Genomic DNA, 18455 nt, shown 5'->3' with positions numbered 1-18455 from the left:
CGGAACCGGCTTTGCCGGGCCGCTGGATGTGCCCCCTGCAAGGGGGTTGGCGAAGACGCGAAGCGCGTAGCCTGGGGGTCATCGCATGGTCTGGATCAGCGAGTCGAAGATGCTCTGCGACACCTGGATCATCTTGGCCGAGGCCTGGTAGGCCTGCTGGTACATCAGCAGGTTGCTGGCTTCCTCGTCCAGGCTGACGCCCGCGATCGAGGCCTTGTCGCTGGCCAGGCTGGTGGCGATGGAGGTGGACACCTGGGACGCGTACTGCGCGTTCTGCACGCTCAGGCCGACGTTGGCGATGATGCCGGCGTAGCCGTCAGACAGCGTGCCGCCGTCGAAGGCCGTGGCGTCGGCCAGTGCGGCCATGGCCGTGGCGTTGCCCGCGCTGGTGTTGCGGTAGGCGGCGGTGCTCGGGCCGATGGTCAGCGTGTCGCCGGCCGCAGGCGTGCCCTTGAGCATGATGCTGCGGCCCTCGATGGTGATGGTGTCGCCGGGCGTGTAGTTGGCGGTCACGGTGGCGCCGCCCCCGTCCGTGTAGCTGTAGGTGTCCTGCGTGGAGGGTGCTACCGCCTTGGCGAAGGTCAGCGTCAGTGCCGTGGTCGGCAGCACCAGATCGGGCGTGGCCGAGATCGAGGCGACCGACAGCGTGCCGGTGTTGGTGCTGGCGGGCACGGCCTCGATCGGGCTGGCCACGGCCAGCTGGCGCGGGTTGGAGATGGCGGTCTTGATGTCGCCTGCGGCAGTGGCAAAGGGCTTGGCCGTGAGCGTGCTGCCGGCTGCCGGCGCCGGCGTGCCGACGGTGAACTGCAGTCCGTCCATGCTGGTGGTGGTCGTGATGCCGCCGTCATTGGAGAAGGTCAGTGCCCCGCCGGCGCCGACGGTGAAGCTTTCCTTGCTGCCGTCAGCGCTGCGCACCAGGGTCCCGGCCGAGCCGGTGCCGTCGAAGTAGAGCTGGTAGTCGGTGGCCTTCAGCGCCGACGCATCGGTCAGGGTCACGCCCAGGGCCGAGCTCTTGAGGCCGTTCGCGTCATAGACGTTGTCGACCGAGGGCGTGTTGAACAGCGCCGTGCCGGCGTTGCCATCCATGTCCAGGCCCACCTGGTGCTGCGCATTCAGCAGGGAGCTGACGGTGACCGCCATGCGGCCGATCTGGTTGCGCGCGTCCACCATGTCGGTGTTGCTGAATTTCAGCAGGCCGCTGATGCTGCCGCCGCCGATGGTGTTCTCGTCCAGCGTGGTGGTGGCACCGTCGCGCACGATCGCCAGCTTGGTGCCGGACGGGTCGTCGGTCTTGAGCGACACCTGCGTCACCACGTTGCCCAGCACCAGCGGCTGGCTGCCCAGGAAGATGTTGGTGCTGCCGTCGTCGGCGGTCACCTGCGAGGTCTGCACGTAGCCGTTCAGGTCGTTGATCAGCTTGTCGCGCTGGTCCAGCAGGTCGTTGGGCGTATGGCCGCTGCTCTTGGCGCGCGCGATCTGCTCATTCACCGTGGCGATCTGCGAGGTCAGGCGGTTGACCGCCGAGACCGACGTGGAAAGCTCCTGCTGCACGCCGTTGGCCAGGTCGTCGAGCCGCGAGGACGCGGTGCGCAGGCGGTTGGCCAGCTCGTCGGCGTTGGACAAGGCCACCGAGCGCGCGCTCAGGTCCGAGGGGTTGCTGGCAACGTTGGTGAAGGAGTTGAGCAGATTGGTCAGCGCTGCGCCCATGCCGGTCGTGCCGGCGGGGAACAGGTCTTCCATCTGGTACAGGCGCGTGGCGCGGATGGAGTCGGCGGCCGCCACCGAATTGGCGGTGGTGCTCTGGCGTGTCAGCAGGTCGCTGCTTTGGCGCGTGACGGTGACGACCTGCACGCCCTTGCCGATGTAGCCACTGCCATCGTTCTGGCCCTGCACCTGGCCCAGCACCACGGTCTGCCGGGAATAGCCGACCGTATTGACGTTGGCGATGTTGTTGCCGGTGGTTGCCAGCCCGGCCTGGTTGGCCAGCAGCGCGCGCGTGCCGACGTTGAGCAGGCTGCTCATGGCGATACCCCCGTCGCGGCGTGCGCCTGCCGGGAGTGGGCGGGAGGCGCGCTACGGCCAGCCTGTCCTGCGGTGATGTTCATCCTGTGCTTCCATTGGCCAGGGTGATGGCACCCTGGGCTTGTTGCGCGCGCTGCAGCTGCATCGTGCTGTGAATGGCCCGGCTCAGCTTGGAGGCATAGGCCGGGTCGGTGGCGTAGCCGGCGCGCTTGAGTTCGGTGGCGTAGGCCACGGCCGAGTCGGTTTTCTGGCGGGCGGCGGCGTAGCGCGGGCTCTCGTTGATCAGGCGCGCGTAGTCGCGGAACGAGTCCTCGTAGCTGTCATAGGCGCGGAACTTGGCCGTCACCTTGCGCGGCTGGCCGCCCACGTATTCGGTGGTGGTGACCTCGGCCACCTTGCCGGTCCAGCCGGAGCCAGCCTTGATGCCAAACAGGTTGTAGGAGTTGCTGCCGTCCTTCAGGCGGATCTCGCTGCGGCCCCAGCCGGTCTCGTGGCCGGCCTGGCCCATCATGAAGGCGGCGGGAATGCCGCTGTCCTGCGCCACGCGGGCCGCGGTCTGGCTGTGCGCCTGCACAAAGCCGGCCTGCGTTTGCGTGGTGCGCACGCGCGTGGCGGGGGCGGATGCCGCGCTGGCAGCCGCCGTGCCGCTGCTGCCAAAACGGCCCAGCGACAAGGTCGAGGGCACGTTGAATTCCATCTTGGCGGCGTCGCCATCGGCGTCCGCGCTGGTGCTCTGGCGCGACAACTGGCGCGCGATCATCTCCGACAGCCCGCCGGGTTGGCCCGACATCTTCACGGCGAACTGCTGGTCGAGCATGTCGGTGCCCAGGTCCGAGCCGGCGTTGTCGGTCAGGCCGGATTTCATCGTTGCCTCGCGCATGCTCTTGAGCAGCTCGCGCATGAACAGCGATTCAAGCTGCTTGGCGGTTTCCTTGATGGCCGCCGGGCTGTCCTGGCCGGCCTGCAGCTTGAGCGCATTGAGGCTGCGGGCGTCTGCGGCCAGCGCGTTGCTGGACGTGACGCTCTGTGCCGACGAAGACAGCAGGCTGCTGGAGGAGGTGGAAGAGATCGCCATCGGTCTGCCCCGTCAGATCACTTCCAGCTCGGCATTGAGCGCGCCTGCGGCCTTGATCGCCTGCAGGATGGCCAGCAGGTCTTGCGGCGTGGCGCCGAGCGAATTAAGGGCGCGCACCACGTCGGCCAGCTGCGGCGCGGCCGGCAGGGTCAGCAGCGTGCCGGGCTCTTGCTTGATCTGGATGTCGCTCCTTTGCGCCACCACCGTCTGGCCCTGCGAGAACGCGCCGGGCTGGCTGATGATGGGCGTGGAGCTGATGGTGATCGCCAGGTTGCCATGCGCGATGGCGCAGGGGCCCAGGGTGACCGCCTGGTTCAGCACCACCGAGCCGGTGCGCGCATTCACCACCACCTTGGCGGCGGGCGCGGACAGCTCCAGCGGCATTTCTTCCAGGTCGGCAAGGAAGTTCACGCGCGAATTGGGGTCCAGCGGCGCCTGCACCTGCACCGTGCGGCCATCCAGCGCGCGCGCGGTGCCGGCACCGATGCGGGTGTTGATCACCTGCGCCACGCGGCGCGCGGTCTGGAAGTCGGTCGCGTCCAGGTCGAGGTTGATCGTCGTGCCTTCTTGCAGCGGCGTGGGAATGATGCGTTCGACCTGCGCGCCGCCGGGGATGCGGCCGGCGCTCAGGTGGTTGATCTGCACCCGGCTGCCGCCAGCGGAGGCGCCGGCGCCGGCGATCACCAGATTGCCCTGGGCCAGCGCATAGACCTCGCCGTCGACGCCGCGCAGCGGCGTCACCACCAGCGTGCCGCCCTTGAGCGACTTGGCATTGCCGACCGAAGACACATTGATGTCGATGACCTGGCCCGGCTGGGCAAAGGCCGGCATCTCGGCCGTGACCATCACGGCGGCCACGTTCTTCAGTTGCAGTTGCGACAGCGAGCTGGTCGGCAGCGTGATGCCCAGCTGCTGCAGGTAATTGGTCAGGCTTTGGGTGGTGATCGGCATCTGCGTGGTCTGGTCGCCGGTGCCATCCAGGCCCACCACCAAGCCGTAGCCGGTCAATTTATTGCTGCGTGCGCCCGCGACGCTCGCCACTTCCTTGATGCGCAGCGCCTGCGCCGGCAGGCTGGCCGCCAGCGCGGCGAGTATCAGGAGCGCCGCTGCGGCAGTGCGCGCCCGCCGGGCGGGAACAGGAGCGTGGGAGAAGTGCAGGGCAGCCATGCACGCATTTTGCGAAGGATCAGAACGGGCTAACGTTGAAAAAGAAGCGGGAAAGCCAGCCTACTGTCTGGGCTTCGTTCTGCGCGCCGCGGCCACGCGACTCCACCCGCACGTTGGCGACCTGGGTCGACGGGATGGCATTGCCCTGCAGGATCGCGCGCGGGTCCACCGTGCCGGTGAAGCGCAGCACGTCCACGTTCTGCTGCACGCCGATCTGCTTCTCGCCCGCCACCAGCAGGTGGCCGTTGGGCAGTACCTCCACCACCGTGGTGGTGATGGTGCCGGTGAAGGTATTGGCGCTGGCGGTGCCGCCCTTGCCCTCGAACGCGTTCGCGGTGGAGGCGCCGATGTTGGTCTTGGCCGCCAGCGAGGCCGCGCCAAAGAAGGGCAGGGCGCTGATGCCCGCCGCGGTGCTGCTGGTGCGGTCCACGGTGGACGACGATGTCTGGCTGGCCGTGACGTTCTCTGCGATCAGGATGGTCAGGCTGTCGCCCACCAGGCGCGCGCGCCGGTCTTCGAAGGCCGGACGAAAACTGCTGGTGTGGAACAGCCCGCCGGTGACCTGCGGCTTGGCCGGCATGGCGTAGTTGATCGGCGGTGCCGAGGTGGTCGCCATGTCGACCTTGGGCGCCATGGTCTCGCAGCCGGCCAGCAGCAGGCTGGCGGCCAGCAGCGGCAGTGCGGCATGACGCGCGGCCATCACAGCTGCCCCAGCTTTTGCAGCATCTGGTCGGAGGTCTGCACGGCCTTGGAGTTCATCTCGTAGGCGCGCTGGGTCTGGATCATGGTCACCAGTTCCTGCACCACGTTGACGTTGGAGGTCTCGACATAGCCCTGCATCACCGAGCCCAGGCCGTTCAGGCCGGCCGTGCCCTGCTGCGGCTGGCCGGATGCGGCAGTTTCTGTGTAGAGGTTCTGGCCCTTGGGCTCCAGGCCGGCCGGGTTGACGAAGTTGGCCAGGGCAATGGTGCCCACCTGCTGCGGCGCGGTATTGCCCTGGGTCAGCACGCTGACGGTGCCGTCGGCGGCGATGGTGACGCTTTGCGCATTGGCCGGAATGGTCACACCGCTGGCCACCGGCAGGCCGGTGGCATTCACCAGTTGGCCTTGGGCGTTGCGCTGGAACGAGCCGTCGCGGGTATAGCCCAGCGTGCCGTCCGGCATGGTCACCTGGAAGAAGCCATTGCCACTGATGGCCACGTCCAGCGAATTGCCCGACTGCTGCAGGCTGCCCTGCGCGAAGGAACGCGCGGTAGACACGGTGCGCACGCCCAGGCCCAACTGCAGGCCGGTGGGCAGTTGTGACTGCTCGGTGCTGTTGGCGCCGACCTGGCGCAGGTTCTGGTACATCAGGTCTTCGAACACCGCCGTGGCGCGCTTGAAGCCGTTGGTCGAGACGTTGGCCAGGTTGTTGGAGATCACGTCCAGCTGGGTTTGCTGGGCTTCCATGCCGGTCTTGGAGATCCAGAGTGAATTGATCATGGCGGTCTTTCTAAAGGGGAGCTACTTAGCTCTGGCCCAGCAGCTTGCTGGCGCTTCTGTCGTTGGTCTCGGCGGTCTGCATCAGCTTCATCTGCGACTCGAACTGGCGCGCCGCGGCGATCATGCCGACCATGGATTCGACGGCGTTGACGTTGGAGCTTTCCACCGCGCCGGTCTGCAGCTTGGCCAGCGCGTCCTGCGCCACCGGGTCGCCCGAGCGGGTGCGGAACAGGCCGTCATCGCTGCGCCGCAGCGGGTCCTCGGCGTCTGGCGTGGCCAGCTTCACGCGGCCCAGTATGTTGGGCTGCTGGCCGTCGACCTTGGCGGTGACGGTGCCGTCCAGGCCCAGCGAAATCTGCGCGCCTTGCGGCACGTCGATCGGCGCGCCGCCGTCCGACAGCACGGTCAGGCCCACGCTGTTGACCAGCGTGCCCTGGGAGTTGATCTCCAGCGCGCCATTCTTGGTATAGGCCTCGGTGCCGTCCAGGCCCTGCACCGCGAACCAGGCATTGCCCTGCGCCATGGCGTCCAGGTTGCGCTCGGTGCGCTGCACCGAGCCCGGCCGGTCGTCATAGCCCGAGGTGGCCTCCAGCGCAAACACCCGGCTGCTGGTGCCGGTGCCGTTGAGTGGCACCGCGCGAAACTGCGACAGCTCGGCCCGAAAGCCATTGGTCGACGCATTCGCCAGGTTGTTGGCCAGCACCGTCTGCCGCGCCGCAGCAGCGCTGGCGCCGGTCATCGAGGTGTAGATCAAGCGGTCCATGGGCGGCCTTTCATCCCAACGCCAGCCCGGCTGGCACATGCGCAGGCGTGCCGCGCACGGACGCGTCGCCCCTTCGAAAAGGCGGTGGCGGTCATACGCAATGGGCAAGCCTGGAGGTGGTTCATAGTTACCTCAAGTTCACTAGCGTCGACATCACCTGGTCCTGCGTCTTGATGGTCTGCGCATTGGCCTGGTAGGCGCGCTGGGCGGTCATCATGTTCACCAGCTCGGCGGTCAGGTCCACCGTCGAGTCTTCCAGTGCCTGGGACTGCAGCTGGCCGAAGTTGCCGGAGCCCGGCGTGCTGACGATGGGGTCGCCCGAGGCGGCCGTTTGCTTCCAGTAGCTGCCGGACGATGGCTCCAGCCCCTGCACGTTGCGGAAGTTGGCCAGCGTCAACTGGCCCACGGTCTGCGTCTGGCCGTTGGAGTAGCGGGTGGTCAGCTTGCCGTCGGGCTCGATGCTCATGCCGGTGAGCTGGCCGGGCGCGTAGCCGTTCTGCGCGATGTTGGACACCGCGAAGGACGATGCGTTCTGGGTCAGGCCGCTCAGGTCGAAGTTGACATTGATCGGGGTGCTGGTGGCGCCCGCGGCCTGCAGGCCGGTGAGTGCCATCGTGGCCGGGTTGGGCGTGAGGATCTGGCCGCTGGCGTTGAAGGTCAGCTGGGTTGGCGTGTCGCTGGCATCGGCCTTGGTGTAGACGCTCCATGCATTGGCGGCGGTCTTCACGAAGTACAGGTTCACCGGGATGGCATTGCCCTGGGCGTCGTAGACGTTAAGCGAGGTGCCGTAGGTGGTGGTCGGCGTCGGCGGTGTCTCGTTTGCGGCGATATCCGCGCGCGTGTCCAGGTTCAGCTCCAGCGTGCCGCTGGTGGTGGCCTTGCCGTCGATGCCCTTGCCGGTGGGGACTTGCAAGGTGCCCTTGGTCACCACGCCAGTGACCGGGTCGATGATGTCGCCCTGCACCTGGGCGCCGTCGTTGGTGACGATGTTGCCGTTGGAGTCCAGCTTGAAGTTGCCGGCGCGGGTGTAGGCGGTGTCGCCGTCAGGCTGCTTCACGACGAAGAAGCCGCTGCCGCTGATGGCCACGTCCAGGCTGTTGCCGGTGCTGCTGATGTTGCCCTGGGTGAACTGCTGCGACACCGCGCCGACGGTCACGCCAATGCCGGCGGACACACCACCGGCGGTGCCGATGTTGCCGGCATACAGCTCCGAGAATTCGGCGCGCGAGGCCTTCATGCCGGTGGTATTGGCATTGGCGATGTTGTGGCCAATGACGTCGAGGTTGCGGCTGGAGGCGTTGAGGCCCGAGAGCCCTTGCTGGAATGACATGGTCGGTTCTCCTGGTGAACAGTTGCCGTGGCGAAAAAACGGAGGGGCTGGGCGCGCAGCGCCTAGCTGATGGACTTGACCTGGCTGTAGGGCACCTTGCTGCCGTTGTTCAGCGTCAGCGTCAGGGCGCCGTTGCTGTCCGAGCCGACCGAGGTGACGACGCCCTTGGTCAGGGTGGTGCTGGTCACGGCGGCGCCCTTGTTGGTGGCCTCGACGCTGAACTTCAGCGCATCGGTGCCGGTGTAGGACGACGTGTCCCAGCTGAAGTCATGCGCGCCGGCGGCCATGGTGCCCAGGTTGATGCTGCCCAGCGACTTGCCGTCTGCCGTGCTGATGCTGACCACCACGCTGGAGGCCGCGCCATCGAGCTCGAACGCGCCGGTGCCAAGCTTGGTGTCGGCGTCCACCGCCAGCGTGTTGCCGTCGCCTTCCACCGTGTGCCCGACCAGCGAGCTGGCCTGCATGCCCAGCGTGGCGGTCAGCTGCGTCGCCAGGCCCGAGACCGTGGTGTTGAGCTGCTGGATGCCGGTGACCGTGTTGATCTGTGCGATCTGCGTGGTCATCTGGGCGTTGTCCATCGGGTTCATCGGGTCCTGGTTGGTCAGCTGCGCCACCAGCAGCTTCAGGAACCGGTCCTGCGTGGCGCCCATGTCCGTGCTCGTGGTGGCGCTGGTGGTGGGCGTATAGGTATAGGTGGACGAGGCGGCGGTAGCGTCGGTGACGGTGCTCATGGGTGGTTCCCGGTGAAGTGGTGGACGGGGCTCACTGGCCCATCTGCAGGGTCTTGAGCAGCAGCGTCTTGGCGGTGTTCATCACCTCGACGTTGTTCTGGTAGGAGCGCGAGGCCGAGATCATGTTGACCATCTCCTCCACCGCGTTCACGTTGGAATGGGTGACGTAGCCCTGCTCGTCGGCGGCCGGGTTGGCCGGGTCGAGCACGCGGCGCCCGGGCGCGTCGTTCTCGGTGATGGCGTTGACCTTGATACCGGCCGAGCCCTCGCTGCCCATGGGCACGGTCTGGAACACCACCTGGCGCGCCTTGTAGGCCTTGCCGTCGGGGCCGGCCACGGCATCGACGTTGGCCAGGTTGCTGGCCACCACATTGAGTCGCTGCGACTGCGCGCTGACCGCGCTGCCGGAGACGTTGAAGATTGAGAACATCGACATGCGAAAGCTCCTGTCGTGGCCGGGCCTACTGGCCCTGGATGGCCGAGAGAATGGTCTTGGCCGAACCGTTGATGAAACGCAGCGTGGCCTCGTAGCGCACCGAGTTGTCGGCGAAGGCGGCGCGCTCGCGGTCCATGTCCACGCTGTTGCCGTCCATGCTGGGCTGGGTCTGCACCGTGTAGTCCATGCGCGGGCCGCTGCCCGCGAGCGAGGTGGTCAGCGGGATGAAGCCCGGCTCGGTGCGGCCCGTGGAGGTGGCGCTGCCGCCCGATTGGGGTTCGGCCAGGCGCAGGCGGCTGGTGCCGGCGCTGCCGCCGGCCGCCGCACCCGTGGCGTCGCGCAGCGCGTCGTTGAAGCGGAAGTCGCGCCCGGCATAGCCCGGCGTGTCCGCATTGGCGATATTGCTGGCGATGGTGCGCTGGCGCTCGGCACGCAGCACCAGGGCCTTGCCTTGGAAATCCACAGCCTGTGTCAGTTTGTCGAGCATCGGTGCCACCTCGGTTGGGAAAGTGCGGAAGGCAGCCGGCAGGCGGCACTCCACGTGGCAGCGATTATGGAAACCGCTACCCAAGCCCAAAGCGCCGAAGAAAGGGGTGAAGCTGCCGCACTTCGCGCCATCCGCCCGGTGGTGGCTACCTATAGTCAACTTCCGGTTACTGCGGGAGTCTCCGCCATGCGCATCCCCCTTGTTTCTTCCTCTTTCCCTGTCCTGGCCACGGCCCTGCTGCTGATGGCCCCGGGCGTGCACGCGGCCGGCCCGGCGGTGGCGGCGCATACGCCGGCGCAACTGCAGGCGCTGCAGGCCGCCCAACTGGCGGCGCTGACGCAGGCCACGCCTGCGGCCGCGCCCACCGTGGTCGCGTTGGCGGCGCCGGCAGCGCCGGTGGCATCGGTCGGCTCCGAGCAGGACCTGGCCTCGGCCAGCAAACACTTCCTGGACGAGGCCGTGGCCCAACTGCCGCAGCAGATGGCCGGCACCAGCCTGCCGCTGCGCATGGAAGTGAGCCTGGGCGCGCTCGACAGCCGCCTGCGGCTCGCGCCCTGCGCCCGCGTGGAACCCTATCTGCCACCGGGCATGCGCCTGTGGGGCAAGTCCCGGCTCGGCCTGCGCTGCGTCGAAGGCCAGGTGCGCTGGAATGTCTTCCTGCCGGTCACGGTCAAGGCCTTTGGCCCGGCCTGGGTGGTGCAGGGGCCGGTGGCGCCGGGCACCACCCTGTCGGCTGGCGACGCCGTCGAAGGCGAAGTCGACTGGGCCGAGGACATGTCGCCCGTGGTCGCCGACCCGGCGCAGTGGATCGGCAGCACCGTCACCCGCAACCTGGCGCCTGGGCAGGCCCTGCGCCAGTCCATGGTGCGTCCGCCGCAGGCCTTTGGCGCCGGCACCCAGGTACGGGTGGTGGCCCAGGGCCCGGGCTTTGCGGTCACCTCCGATGGCCAGGCCATGACGGCGGGCTTTATCGGGCAGCAGGTACGCATCCGCATGGAGAACGGGCGGATCATGTCCGGCACCGTGCTCGATGAGCGCACGGTGCAGCTTGCCCTCTGACCATGGCACACCCCCAGGCTGCGCGCTTCGCGTCTTCGCCTTCCCCCTTGCAGGAGCCTGTCCTGAGCCCGTCGAAGGGGGCACATCCAGCGGCCCGGCAAAGCCGGTTCCGCGGATGTCCTGGCATGGCCTGCTCCGCGGCCTTTTGTGCTGTTGCGTGGCCGCCACTCTTTGCAGCGGCGGCGAAAACACGCGCGGCGGGGCTAAAGTTCTCCGGGATTGCGCCGAAACAATCCCTGTGCTGCCTCGCGTCCTGGGAGGCTCAGGAGAAATGCCATGAAGATCAACACCTTACCGTCAGCTGACCTGCCCAAGCCGCCCGGCGCCCGCACCGGCGCGGCCGCCAGCCCGGCGCCTGCCCCGGCTCCGGCTCCGACCGCCGCAGCGCCTGCCGCCACCGTGACGGTGTCCAGCCTGGCGCGCTCGATGGAGTCCTCGTCCATCGCCGGTGCCGCCGCAGGTGGCTCCGATTTCAACGCCGAGAAGGTGGCCCAGGTCCGTGCGGCCATCGCCGACGGCTCCTACAAAGTCAACGCCGGCGCCATCGCCGACAAGCTGCTGTCCAACGCCCAGCAACTGCTGCGCCGTAGCGGCGACGCAGAAGACAGCGCCACAGAATCCTGATTGCTCCCCAGGACGAGCCCATGAACACCTCCCGCCCCATGCTCCCGCCAGGACAGGCCGCTGCCTCGCCAGAGGCCGCGGTTGTGCAGGGATTGGCGCGGGTCGAAGCCCAGTTGGCCGCCGTCGGCCAGGCCCTGGTCACGGGTGAGCACAACGCCCTGGAGGCCGCCACCAGCGCACTGCGCGAGGCCTCCACCGACTTCTCCCACTGCCTGGCCCAGCCCGGCGCCGCCGGCGTGCTGGCCGCCAACCCCGAGCTGCAGACGCGCGTGCGCCTGGCCGGCATCGCCCTGGGCCAGCACCGCACCCAACTAGCCCGCCGCGCCGCCGTGGTCGAGCGCAGCCTGGCAGCCCTCATGCCCGGCATCCCCAAGCCCGTGACGTACGGCTCTAGTAGATTTATTGGCTAACCCCCAGGCTACGCGCTTCGCGTCTTCGCCTCCCCCCTTGCAGGGGGCACATCCAGCGGCCCGGCGAAGCCGGTTCCGCGGATGTCTTGGTAGGGAGAGGGCGGTGCCTCTTGTTCGGGTGGCGATTATAAAAAAGATAGCTAGAAGCCCAGGCTGCACCTGGGCTAAAGCCACTTTTCATTCAAAAACGAAATCAGCACCGCCCAGAGCATGCCCGATGCCAAGAACACCGCGGATCTGGCTTTGCCAGTCCGCTGGTGTTGCCCCCGGAAGGGGGTTGGCGAAGACGCGAAGCGCGTAGCCTGGGGGTGAGCCCAGTGACACCCCGGAAGGGGGTTGGCGAAGACACGGAGTGCGTAGCCTGGGGGTGAGCTCAGTGACTCCGCATGCGCGCCCGCAGGCGCGCGATGGACTGGCTGTGCAACTGGCAGACGCGCGACTCGGTGATGCCCAGCACGGCGGCGATTTCCTTCAGGTTCATGTCGTCGTCGTAGTACATGCTCATGATGAATTTCTCGCGCTCGGGCAGGGCCTCGATGGCGGCGACCAGGCCTTCGCGCAGGCGCTGGTCGCGCAGCTGGTGCATGGGGTCGGCATCGGCGTCGCCCACGTGGCGGTCGAGGAAGCCGTCCTGGTCTTCGCCGGCGGTCATGTCTTCCAGGTAGACCAGCTGGGTGCCGCGCACCTTGGCCAGCAGGCTCTGGTAGTCGGGCAGGCTCATGTCGAGCTCGGCGGCGATCTCGGATTCGAGCGGGCTGCGGCCCAGGCGCTGCTCCAGGCGCTGCACTGCGTGCTCGATGTCCTTCTGGCTTTTGCGCGAGCCGCGGCTCATCCAGTCGCCTTCGCGCAGCTCGTCGATCATGGCGCCGCGTATGCGCTGGGTGGCAAAGGTCTCGAACTGCACGCCCTGGCTCACCTGGTAGCGCGACAGCGCCTCGGCCAGGCCCATCATGCCGACCTGGATCAGATCGTCGATCTCGATGTTGGGCGGCAGTTTGGCGATCATGTGGTGCGCCAGCCGCCGTACCAGGGGTACGTACTGGCGAATCATCGCCTCTCGATCGAGTTGGCCTTTGGCGGTGTACATCAGTGGCTCTGTTCAGAACGGTCGAATGCGGAGTGTGCGCCGGTTACGGGCACGGCCAGGACGGGTTCCGGCGCGAGCGCGGCGGCGCCTTCCAGCAGGCGCAGCGCCAGCCGGTGCACGTCGCCGGGCACCGGCGCGCCGTCGGCCGTGGCGGTGCGCACGCGCAGCACCTCGATGCGGCAGCCCAGCCAGTCGGCGGCGCAGCGCGCCAGGTTGTCGCGTGCGGCCCGGGCGCTGCCGGCGGTGACCATGCCGGTGCGGGTGACGACCGAGGCCAGCGTGGGCACGACGCCTGCCTGGTGCAGCACGCGCAGGGATTGGTAGGCCGCCAGCACGCCGCTTTGCAGCGGCGCGGCCGGCAGCACCGGCACGATGCCGCACTGCGCGGTCCAGCGCGCCAGCAGTTCGGCGCTGCCGTAGAGCAGGGCCAGGTCATGCGGGCGCAGCACGCGGGCCAGGCGCGCCAGGCGCGAGGCATGCACGGCCGCAGGCGCCTGGGTGCCGGCGGTGAGCATGGCCAGGCCGCTGGCGGCCGGGAACACGGCCAGGCCCGCGGGCTCGGCGCCCGGGTCCAGCTCGTCGTCGGCGGCCATGCTGCCGTCCAGCAACTGGGCCAGGCCGGGGGCGTCTGCTGTCTCGGCCACGGTGGCGTCGAGCACGGCCACCTGGTAGCCCAGCGCCTGCAGCGCGGCGCACAGCTGCCACAGCAGCGGCAGCTCGGTAAGCGGGTCGCCCTGGCTCACCAGGGCCGCCAGCCGTGGCGCGGCCTGGGGCATCTGCAGCCGCAGGCCGGCGCCCTGGTCGAGGTGGGCTTCAAGCATGGACGGTGCTCCGCGGCCGGGCGGCGGTCGCGGTGGGCGCGGCCGAGGCCTGGGCAAAGAAGAAGTTGAGGTCGGCCGCCTTCGGGTCGAAGGCGGACTTGGCCGGTGCGCGCATGGAGGCGCGCACCAGGTGGCCGGCGTCGGCTTCTTCCCAGTCTTCGGGCACGCGCTGGCCGTTGGCCACGCCGCGCAGCACCAGTTGGTGGCGGATCAGCGCATCGACCGCCGGGCCGAGCTTTACCGCTTCATCGGTCTTGGACAGGATGGCCTGCTGCGCACCGCCGGTCTTGAACGAGGCGACCACGTCGTCCAGCGTGTCGCCATGGCCGCCGGCATTGAGCACCATCAGGCGCTGGATGCCGGGCAGGTCGAGCACGTCGAGCATGTCGCGCTTGCGCGGGTCGCGCGGGGCGACGCCGGTGGTGTCGATCAGCACCATCTTCTTGCCGGCCAGCAGGCCCAGCAGGTCTTGCAGCGCGGCGCGGTCATGCGCCAGGTGCGCCACCACGCCCAGCATGCGGCCGTAGGCGCGCAGTTGTTCGTGGGCCGCGATGCGGTAGGTGTCGAGCGTGATCAGGCCGACGCTGGCCGGCCCGTGCACGCGCGCGCACTGCGCGGCCAGCTTGGCGGCGGTGGTGGTTTTGCCGACGCCGGTGGCGCCGACCAGCGCGAAGATGCCGCCCTCTTCGGCCAGCGGCCGGTTGTCGGGGTCGGTGCGCAGGTTGCGCTCCAGCACATCCATCAGCCAGCGCACGGCCTCGGCCGGGTCGGCGTCTTGCGGCAGGCGCTCGAGCACGGCGCGCGCCAGCGCGGGCGAGTAGCCGGCGCGGATCAGCTTGAGCATCAGATTGGACTGGATCGGGTCCTGCCGCGCCTGGCCCAGCCAGGCCAGGGTGTTGAAGCGTTCCTCGATCAGCTCCTTCATGGACTGCAGCTCGTCCACGATGCCTTGCGAAGGCGCGGCACCAAAGGGTGCGGCCGGGGCGGCAGCGCGTGCGCGTGGGGCTTCCGGCGGGGCTGGGCGCGCCACTGGCGTGGGTGCGCGTGTGGCAATCGGGGCCACCACGGGTGCCGCGACCGGTGCGGGGCGGGCCCGTACCTGTGGTGCGGCTGGCGCGGGTTCTGGGTCGGCCAGCGCCTCGTCGGCGCGCAGGCCTTCAGCCTGGCCGGACAGCGCCTCGTGGCGGCGGCGCAGCATGCGCTCGCGCACGTAGTCCTGGAACGAGAGGGTGCTCATCGCCAGTTGCTCGGTGTCGTCCTGCACCGGGTTGCGCGGCGCGGCGGGCCGGGCGGCGGTGGTGCGTGCCGGGCTTGCGCGCGGCGACTCCAGCTGGGCAGCGGCGCGGCTCTGCAGCGGCGAGGCCGAGGGCGCGGGGGCCGCTGGCTGGTCGTCCAGCGCGGCCAGCGAGTCCTCGGCGGTGGCGACCACTTCCACGCCGTTGGCGGTGGGGCGGTTCGACAGGATCAGCGTGCCTTCGCCAAAGGCGGCGCGGGCCTTGGCCAGGGCCTCGCGCGAGGTGGCGGCGTGGAAGCGTTGGATGTTCATGCGGAGGCACCTCGGAGGATCGGACCGATGCGGATAGTGTGGGTTTCAGGGATCTCGCTGTGGGCGAGCACCTGCAGGCGGGGCGCCACGCGCCGCACCAGGCGAGCGATGGCGCTGCGAATGATGTCGGGCACCAGCAGGCAGGCGGGCAGGCCCAGCTCTTCCTGCTTGAGGGCCACTTCTGCGGCAGAGCGGGTGAGCACGTCGGCCACGCCCGGGTCCAGCGCCGGGCCGCCGGCGCCGCCCAGGGCCTGCACCAGCAGGCGCTCCAGGCCGGGCTCGATGGCGATCACCGCCAGCTCGCGGGTCGGGCCGTAAATCTGTTGCACGATGGCCGGCGCCAGCGCCACGCGCACACGGCGCGCCAGCTCGGCCGGGTCGCTGATGCTGCCGGCGTGCTCGGCCAGCGTCTCGACGATGGTGCGGATGTCGCGGATGTGCACCGACTCATCCAGCAGCAGCTGGAGCACCTTTTGGAACACAGCGATCGGCACCATTTTGGGAACGACTTCCTCGATCAGTTTCGGGGCCAGCTTGGCGACGTGTTCGACGAGCTGCTGGGTCTCGGTGCGGCTCAAGAGCTTGGCTGCCTGCACTTGCATCAAGTGTGACAAATGGGTGGCCATCACGGTTTCTGAATCAACCACGGTAAAGCCGGCCATTTGCGCCGCTTCCTTCTGCCGCTCGTCGATCCAGTGCGCCGGCAGGCCAAAGGCCGGGTCGGTGGTGGGCGTGCCGATCAGCGGCGTGGTGATGCCGCCCGGGTTGATCGCCAGGAACATGCCGGGGAAGGCCTCGCCCTCGCCCACGACCACACCGCGCAGGGTGATGCGGTAGCCGCTGGGCTTCAGCTCCAGGTTGTCGCGCACGTGCACGGCGGGCGGCAAAAAGCCCACCTCTTGCGCAAACTTGCGGCGCACGCCCTTGATGCGGGTCAGCAGGTCGCCCTGGCGGTTCTTGTCCACCAGCGCGATCAGGCGGTAGCCCAGCTCCAGGCCCAGCAGGTCGACCGGCTGCAGGTCGTCCCAGGAGGCTTCGCCGTCGGGCTGCGCGGTGGTGGCCGCAGCGGCTGCGGCGGCGGCCGGATCGGCCGGCGGCGGCCGCTTGTGCAGGCGCCAGGCCATGTAGGCGATGGCGCTGCCCACGCCCAGGAACACCGCGTGCGGCATGCCCGGGATCAGGCCCAGCAGGATCAGGATGCCGGCCGTCAGCCCCAGCACCTTGGGCGAGTTGAACAACTGGCCCAGGATCTGGCCGCCCACGTCCTGCTCCTTGCCCACGCGCGAGATCACCATGGCCGCAGCCACCGAGATCAGCAGGCCCGGGATCTGCGCCACCAGCGCATCGCCCACGGCCAGCAGGATGTAGCTGTCGGCCGCCTGGCTGGCCGACAGGTTGTGCTGCAGCACGCCCACGGCAAAGCCGCCGACGATGTTGATCAGCAGGATCAGGATGCCGGCGATGGCGTCGCCACGCACAAACTTGCTGGCGCCGTCCATGGCGCCGAAGAAGTTGGCTTCCTCGCCCACCTCGACCCGGCGCTTGCGCGCCGTGGCCTCGTCGATCAGGCCGGCGTTCAGGTCGGCGTCCACCGCCATCTGCTTGCCGGGCATGGCGTCCAGCGTGAAGCGGGCCGAGACCTCGGCGATGCGCTCTGCGCCCTTGGTCACCACCACGAAGTTGATCACCACCAGGATCGCGAACACGATCAGCCCGACCGCGAAGTTGCCGCCGATCAGGAAGTGGCCAAAGGCCTCGATCACGGCACCCGCCGCGCCGGCGCCGGTGTGGCCTTCCAGCAGCACGACCCGGGTCGAGGCCACGTTGAGCGACAGGCGCATCAGCGTGGTCAGCAGCAGCACCGAGGGGAAGGCGATGAAATCCAGCGGCTTGATCATGTAGGCCGCCACCATCATCACCATCAGCGCCACCGCGATGTTGATGGTGAAGAAGGTGTCCAGCAGCCAGGGCGGCATTGGCAGCACCATCATGGCCAGGATCATCACCACGAACAGCGGCGCGGCAATGCCCTGCAGCATCGTGGCGTGCTTGCCGAGCCAGAGCCGGGCCTGTCCTAGCTGTCCAAGCGAGGCGTTCATCGGTCAATCCTTGAGGTCGAAGACAGGGACTCCACCGGCGCGGCCGGAGAGCTGGTGGCGGGCGCGGCGGCGTGCGCCGGCTTGTGGTGCGGGTCCATCTCGGGCGGCACCAGCGGCTCGGGCCGCGGCTCGGCGGTCGGCATGGCGCCCTGGCCGCGCAGCGCGGCCTTCATGCGGTAGACGTAGGCCAGCACCTGCGCCACGGCGGCATACAGCGCCGAGGGAATCGCCTGGTCCAGCTCGGCATGGGCGTACAGCGCGCGCGCCAGCATGGGCGACTGCAGCACCGGCACGTCGTGCGACTTGGCCACCTCGCGGATGCGCATGGCCAGCAGGTCGGCGCCCTTGGCGATCACCTGCGGCGCGCCCATGGTCTTCTCGTCGTACTTGAGCGCCACCGCATAGTGCGTCGGGTTCATCAGCACGAAGTCGGCCTTGGGCACGTTGGAGATGCTGCGGCGCTGCGACACCTCGCGCTGGCGCTGGCGCAGCTTGTTCTTGACCTCGGGGCTGCCCTCGGAGTTTTTGTGCTCCTGCTTGACTTCCTGGTGGCTCATCTTGAGCCGCGAGCGGTGGAAGAAGGCCTGCAGCGGCACGTCCAGCACGGCTGCCGCAAACACCACCAGCAGCAGCAGCGACACGCCCGTGACCAGCCAGTTGCCCAGGTCCTGCATGGCCATGGTCGAGGGCTGCAGCACCAGGCTGGCGACACGCTGCACGCTGCTGCGCAGGTAGCTCCAGGAGACCAGCGCCAGGATGCAGGTCAGCAGGCACAGCTTGCTGACATTGGCCAGTTGCTGCTTGCTGAACAGCCGGCCCAGGCCCGCGAGCGGGTTGATCCGGTTGAAGTCGGGCATGACGGGTTTCAGGCTGCTGACCCAGCCGCCTGCGGCCACGGTGCTGAGCATGGCGGTTGCGCCCACGATCACGGCAAAGGCCAGTGCCGCCAGCAGGCCGACCAGGCTCAGGTCGCGCAACTGGTGCAGCATGTTGGCCGGGTCTTGCAAGGTGGTGGCGTTGAACACCAGTTGCCGGCTGAGCGCCAGCTTGAGCCGGTCGAACACCACAGGCATCAGCACCATCACCGCGACCGCGCCACTGCCCAGCACGGCCAGGTGGGCCAAATCGCGCGAACGGGAAACCTGCCCGTCCTGGCGGGCCTGCCGAAGCTTTTGTTCGGTAGCGGGTAGCTGGCGGTCTTGGCTGGAACTCATGGGGCGGGAGGGCTGGTCCCGCCGATTGTCGGCACGCGCCGCCCGCGCTAAAGCCCGATAAGACCGGGTTCACCCCGCCTGTTCAGCCCGGCAGCGGGCGTA

Annotated in this window: 18 protein-coding genes; 3 read left to right on the top strand and 15 right to left on the bottom strand. The window is 68.7% G+C overall.

Annotated elements, in window-relative coordinates:
* Nucleotides 1–78 precede the first annotated feature (78 nt).
* The 10 genes from flgK to flgB form a co-directional block, all read right to left on the bottom strand.
* Nucleotides 79–2022 (bottom strand): flagellar hook-associated protein FlgK, encoded by a 1944-nt coding sequence (gene flgK, locus AAFF27_24285; protein XAH23068.1) that lies wholly within the window; start codon nucleotides 2020–2022, stop codon nucleotides 79–81.
* Between the two features lie 79 nt (nucleotides 2023–2101).
* Nucleotides 2102–3097 carry a flagellar assembly peptidoglycan hydrolase FlgJ gene (gene flgJ, locus AAFF27_24280; protein ID XAH23067.1) on the bottom strand — a complete coding sequence of 332 codons (996 nt, stop codon included), beginning with the start codon at nucleotides 3095–3097 and terminating at the stop codon, nucleotides 2102–2104.
* A 12-nt stretch (nucleotides 3098–3109) separates the two neighbouring features.
* A complete protein-coding gene (locus AAFF27_24275) occupies nucleotides 3110–4264 on the bottom strand; it encodes a flagellar basal body P-ring protein FlgI (GenBank protein XAH23066.1) in 1155 nt (384 codons plus the stop codon).
* Nucleotides 4265–4283: 19 nt separating this feature from the next.
* Complete coding sequence (locus tag AAFF27_24270) at nucleotides 4284–4964, bottom strand: flagellar basal body L-ring protein FlgH (protein ID XAH23065.1); 681 nt, start codon at nucleotides 4962–4964, stop codon at nucleotides 4284–4286.
* Nucleotides 4964–5746 (bottom strand): flagellar basal-body rod protein FlgG, encoded by a 783-nt coding sequence (flgG, locus tag AAFF27_24265; protein XAH23064.1) that lies wholly within the window; start codon nucleotides 5744–5746, stop codon nucleotides 4964–4966. The genes AAFF27_24270 and flgG overlap by 1 nt, the downstream gene beginning before the upstream one ends.
* 25 nt (nucleotides 5747–5771) lie before the next feature.
* Entirely contained in the window at nucleotides 5772–6509 is a 738-nt protein-coding gene (locus tag AAFF27_24260) for a flagellar basal body rod protein FlgF (protein XAH23063.1), read from the bottom strand.
* 127 nt (nucleotides 6510–6636) lie between these two features.
* The gene (gene flgE / locus AAFF27_24255) at nucleotides 6637–7839 is read right to left on the bottom strand and encodes a flagellar hook protein FlgE (GenBank protein ID XAH23062.1); all 1203 of its coding nucleotides are present in this window, start codon (nucleotides 7837–7839) and stop codon (nucleotides 6637–6639) included.
* A gap of 62 nt (nucleotides 7840–7901) precedes the next feature.
* Nucleotides 7902–8570, bottom strand: a complete 669-nt coding sequence (locus AAFF27_24250) for a flagellar hook capping FlgD N-terminal domain-containing protein (protein ID XAH23061.1) — start codon at nucleotides 8568–8570, stop codon at nucleotides 7902–7904.
* Nucleotides 8571–8601: 31 nt separating this feature from the next.
* A complete protein-coding gene (gene flgC / locus AAFF27_24245) occupies nucleotides 8602–9006 on the bottom strand; it encodes a flagellar basal body rod protein FlgC (protein ID XAH23060.1) in 405 nt (134 codons plus the stop codon).
* Between the two features lie 25 nt (nucleotides 9007–9031).
* Complete coding sequence (gene flgB / locus AAFF27_24240) at nucleotides 9032–9493, bottom strand: flagellar basal body rod protein FlgB (GenBank protein XAH23059.1); 462 nt, start codon at nucleotides 9491–9493, stop codon at nucleotides 9032–9034.
* Nucleotides 9494–9679: 186 nt separating this feature from the next.
* Here flgB and flgA point away from each other — a divergent pair, with 186 nt between their 5' ends.
* The 3 genes from flgA to AAFF27_24225 all read left to right on the top strand — a co-directional run bounded on the left by flgA (nucleotide 9680) and on the right by AAFF27_24225 (nucleotide 11586).
* The gene (flgA, locus tag AAFF27_24235; protein ID XAH23058.1) at nucleotides 9680–10552 is read left to right on the top strand and encodes a flagellar basal body P-ring formation chaperone FlgA; all 873 of its coding nucleotides are present in this window, start codon (nucleotides 9680–9682) and stop codon (nucleotides 10550–10552) included.
* A gap of 276 nt (nucleotides 10553–10828) precedes the next feature.
* The gene (gene flgM, locus AAFF27_24230; protein ID XAH23057.1) at nucleotides 10829–11176 is read left to right on the top strand and encodes a flagellar biosynthesis anti-sigma factor FlgM; all 348 of its coding nucleotides are present in this window, start codon (nucleotides 10829–10831) and stop codon (nucleotides 11174–11176) included.
* A gap of 20 nt (nucleotides 11177–11196) precedes the next feature.
* Nucleotides 11197–11586: a hypothetical protein gene (locus AAFF27_24225; GenBank protein ID XAH23056.1), complete on the top strand. Its 390-nt coding sequence runs from the start codon at nucleotides 11197–11199 to the stop codon at nucleotides 11584–11586.
* Nucleotides 11587–11959: 373 nt separating this feature from the next.
* On the opposite strand, the gene AAFF27_24220 is transcribed toward AAFF27_24225, so the two are convergent.
* The 5 genes from AAFF27_24220 to flhB are packed head-to-tail and all read right to left on the bottom strand — an operon-like array spanning nucleotide 11960 to nucleotide 18353.
* Nucleotides 11960–12673: an RNA polymerase sigma factor FliA gene (locus tag AAFF27_24220; protein ID XAH23055.1), complete on the bottom strand. Its 714-nt coding sequence runs from the start codon at nucleotides 12671–12673 to the stop codon at nucleotides 11960–11962.
* Complete coding sequence (locus tag AAFF27_24215; GenBank protein ID XAH23054.1) at nucleotides 12673–13494, bottom strand: hypothetical protein; 822 nt, start codon at nucleotides 13492–13494, stop codon at nucleotides 12673–12675. Before AAFF27_24215 ends, AAFF27_24220 begins: the two co-directional genes overlap by 1 nt.
* Entirely contained in the window at nucleotides 13487–15040 is a 1554-nt protein-coding gene (gene flhF / locus AAFF27_24210) for a flagellar biosynthesis protein FlhF (protein ID XAH23053.1), read from the bottom strand. Before flhF ends, AAFF27_24215 begins: the two co-directional genes overlap by 8 nt.
* Entirely contained in the window at nucleotides 15037–17139 is a 2103-nt protein-coding gene (flhA, locus tag AAFF27_24205) for a flagellar biosynthesis protein FlhA (protein ID XAH23052.1), read from the bottom strand. The genes flhF and flhA overlap by 4 nt, the downstream gene beginning before the upstream one ends.
* On the bottom strand, nucleotides 17136–18353 hold the full coding sequence (gene flhB / locus AAFF27_24200; protein XAH23051.1) for a flagellar biosynthesis protein FlhB: 1218 nt from the start codon (nucleotides 18351–18353) through the stop codon (nucleotides 17136–17138). The genes flhA and flhB overlap by 4 nt, the downstream gene beginning before the upstream one ends.
* Nucleotides 18354–18455 lie beyond the last annotated feature (102 nt).

This window comes from Xylophilus sp. GW821-FHT01B05 (assembly GCA_038961845.1).
In the GTDB taxonomy this organism is placed as follows: Bacteria; Pseudomonadota; Gammaproteobacteria; order Burkholderiales; family Burkholderiaceae_C; genus Xylophilus.
The sequence above is the reverse complement of the archived record's forward strand: the minus strand, read 5'-3'. Positions and strand labels throughout refer to the sequence as shown.

What these genes read in the sequence shown, in the direction of transcription:
- flhA (XAH23052.1), bottom strand. Translation starts at nt 17,139, where the DNA reads ATGAACGCCTCGCTTGGACAGCTAGGACAGGCCCGGCTCTGGCTCGGC.
- AAFF27_24260 (XAH23063.1), bottom strand. Translation starts at nt 6,509, where the DNA reads ATGGACCGCTTGATCTACACCTCGATGACCGGCGCCAGCGCTGCTGCG.
- AAFF27_24250 (XAH23061.1), bottom strand. Translation starts at nt 8,570, where the DNA reads ATGAGCACCGTCACCGACGCTACCGCCGCCTCGTCCACCTATACCTAT.
- flhF (XAH23053.1), bottom strand. Translation starts at nt 15,040, where the DNA reads ATGAACATCCAACGCTTCCACGCCGCCACCTCGCGCGAGGCCCTGGCC.
- flgK (XAH23068.1), bottom strand. Translation starts at nt 2,022, where the DNA reads ATGAGCAGCCTGCTCAACGTCGGCACGCGCGCGCTGCTGGCCAACCAG.
- flgM (XAH23057.1), top strand. Translation starts at nt 10,829, where the DNA reads ATGAAGATCAACACCTTACCGTCAGCTGACCTGCCCAAGCCGCCCGGC.
- flgC (XAH23060.1), bottom strand. Translation starts at nt 9,006, where the DNA reads ATGTCGATGTTCTCAATCTTCAACGTCTCCGGCAGCGCGGTCAGCGCG.
- AAFF27_24220 (XAH23055.1), bottom strand. Translation starts at nt 12,673, where the DNA reads ATGTACACCGCCAAAGGCCAACTCGATCGAGAGGCGATGATTCGCCAG.
- flgG (XAH23064.1), bottom strand. Translation starts at nt 5,746, where the DNA reads ATGATCAATTCACTCTGGATCTCCAAGACCGGCATGGAAGCCCAGCAA.
- flhB (XAH23051.1), bottom strand. Translation starts at nt 18,353, where the DNA reads ATGAGTTCCAGCCAAGACCGCCAGCTACCCGCTACCGAACAAAAGCTT.
- flgJ (XAH23067.1), bottom strand. Translation starts at nt 3,097, where the DNA reads ATGGCGATCTCTTCCACCTCCTCCAGCAGCCTGCTGTCTTCGTCGGCA.
- AAFF27_24225 (XAH23056.1), top strand. Translation starts at nt 11,197, where the DNA reads ATGAACACCTCCCGCCCCATGCTCCCGCCAGGACAGGCCGCTGCCTCG.
- flgE (XAH23062.1), bottom strand. Translation starts at nt 7,839, where the DNA reads ATGTCATTCCAGCAAGGGCTCTCGGGCCTCAACGCCTCCAGCCGCAAC.
- AAFF27_24275 (XAH23066.1), bottom strand. Translation starts at nt 4,264, where the DNA reads ATGGCTGCCCTGCACTTCTCCCACGCTCCTGTTCCCGCCCGGCGGGCG.
- AAFF27_24215 (XAH23054.1), bottom strand. Translation starts at nt 13,494, where the DNA reads ATGCTTGAAGCCCACCTCGACCAGGGCGCCGGCCTGCGGCTGCAGATG.
- AAFF27_24270 (XAH23065.1), bottom strand. Translation starts at nt 4,964, where the DNA reads ATGGCCGCGCGTCATGCCGCACTGCCGCTGCTGGCCGCCAGCCTGCTG.
- flgA (XAH23058.1), top strand. Translation starts at nt 9,680, where the DNA reads ATGCGCATCCCCCTTGTTTCTTCCTCTTTCCCTGTCCTGGCCACGGCC.
- flgB (XAH23059.1), bottom strand. Translation starts at nt 9,493, where the DNA reads ATGCTCGACAAACTGACACAGGCTGTGGATTTCCAAGGCAAGGCCCTG.